The organism is Cellulomonas biazotea (assembly GCF_004306155.1).
GTDB lineage: Bacteria > Actinomycetota > Actinomycetes > Actinomycetales > Cellulomonadaceae > Cellulomonas > Cellulomonas biazotea.
The window spans coordinates 1-1,729 of record NZ_BIMR01000310.1 but is presented as its reverse complement, the minus strand read 5'-3'; the positions used below and the strand labels follow the sequence as shown (position 1 = coordinate 1,729).

The 1,729-nt window shown below is 76.8% G+C and carries 2 protein-coding genes; both read left to right on the top strand.

The window, feature by feature from the left end; translation table 11 throughout:
* Nucleotides 1-631: DUF2599 domain-containing protein (locus CBZ_RS17465; RefSeq protein ID WP_218022808.1), on the top strand; the 631-nt coding region annotated here is incomplete at its 5' end.
* Nucleotides 632-686: 55 nt separating this feature from the next.
* Nucleotides 687-1,619: an aldo/keto reductase gene (locus CBZ_RS17460; protein ID WP_130782752.1), complete on the top strand. Its 933-nt coding sequence runs from the start codon at nt 687-689 to the stop codon at nt 1,617-1,619.
* Nucleotides 1,620-1,729: the final 110 nt, after the last annotated feature.

The window sequence follows — 1,729 nt, the reverse complement described above, 5'->3', positions numbered from 1 at the left end:
GCTCACGTCCGGCCCGGTGACCGTCTGGGTCGCCCCCGAGGGCGACGCGCCGCCCGCCAGCGCGACCCCGCAGGCGGACGGCTCGGTGCTGGCCGCCGTCGCGCCACCCCCGCCCGCGGGCGTCGTCGCGACCGTCGCCGGTCCCGAGGGCACGACGTGGACGCACCTCGCGGACGGCTCTGCCGTGCTGCACGACGCGACCGGCGCTGCCGTCGCCGCCCTGGCCCCCGTCGGTGCGACGCGCCTCGACCTCGCCGCGACGCTCGCGGGCAGCACCGGCACGGAAGGCACGGGCGACACCGTGCACCTCGTCGCGTCCCGCGGGGACGACCCCGCGGTCGGTGTGCGGCTCGGCACCGAGACCCTCGTCGACGCGTCGTGGGGCGAGCGCGAGGGCGGCCGCTCGCTGGCCGTCACGCCGGCCGCGTGGGTCCGGGCGGGCAGCGCGGCCGCTCGCGAGCTGCTGTGGGCGCAGCTCGTGGCCCGCGAGCCGGAGGCCGACTCGGCGTCGGTCCGGGCGCAGCTCGAGTGCCACGAGCTCGGCGCGCCCGACAAGGACGCGTGGAACCTCGAGCCCTGGCGGCCCGACGTCACGGCCCTGGAGATGATCGCCGCGCGCTGCAACCCCTGACGCGTCGTCGCGGGGGCTTGCGTTGGAGCGCGCTCGAAGCGGCACCGTGGTCGTCATGACCGATCTGCGACTGGCACTGGGCACCATCCCGCTGGGCACGACCGTGGACGAGCCGTCCGCGTTCGCGATCCTCGACCGGTTCGTCGAGCTGGGCGGGACCCGGCTCGACACCGCCGACAACTACCCGTTCTGGCAGGACGGCTGCACGGGCGACGAGAGCGAGGCGACGATCGGGCGCTGGCTCGCGGCGCGCGGCAACCGGGACGACGTCGTCCTGTCGACGAAGGTCGGCGCACGGCCGCGGACGCCGGGCGACCGGACGCTCGACGACGTCGAGGGCCTGTCGGCGGGCGCGATCCGCGCGGCCGTCGAGGGCAGCCTGAAGCGTCTCGGCACCGACCGCATCGACGTCTACTGGGCGCACGTCGAGGACCGCACCGTCCCGCTCGAGGAGACCGTCGCGGCGTTCGGCGCGCTGGTCGCGGACGGCACCGTGGGCGCGCTCGGGGCGAGCAACCACGCGACGTGGCGGCTGGAGCGCGCGCGGCGGACCGCCCGCGACCTGGGTGTCGCCCCGTTCACGCACGTGCAGCTCCGACACACCTACCTGCAGCCCCGGCCGGGCGTGGCGCTCCCCGAGGGCGGGCACACGCTCGCGACGAAGGAGACGTTCGACTACCTGGCGGCCGAGGGCGACCTGACGCTCTGGGCGTACAACACGCTGATGTTCGGCGCGTACACGCGGCCCGACAAGCCGCTGCAGGAGATCTTCGAGCACCCCGGCACGACGGCCCGGCTCGCCGTGCTCCGCGAGGTCGCCGACGGTCTCGGCGTCTCGCCGAACCAGGTCGTCGTCGCGTGGCTCGTCGCGCACGGCGTCGTCCCGATCGTCGGGGCGACGCGCGTCGAGCAGGTCGAGGAGGCCGTCGCGGGCGCGCGTCTGACGCTCGACGCGGGCACGCTCGCCCGCCTGGACGCCCCGGCCTGACGACCGCCCGTGGCGGCACGGTGGACGGCTCCGGCGCCCACGGCACGGAGCCCGGCACCCGGCCGTCCGCCCGCACGACGACGGGCCCCGCGGCGCGTCCACCACAGCGC

Bases quoted from the DNA above. Each gene is read 5' to 3' on its own strand.
- CBZ_RS17460 (WP_130782752.1), top strand. From the start codon at position 687: ATGACCGATCTGCGACTGGCACTGGGCACCATCCCGCTGGGCACGACC.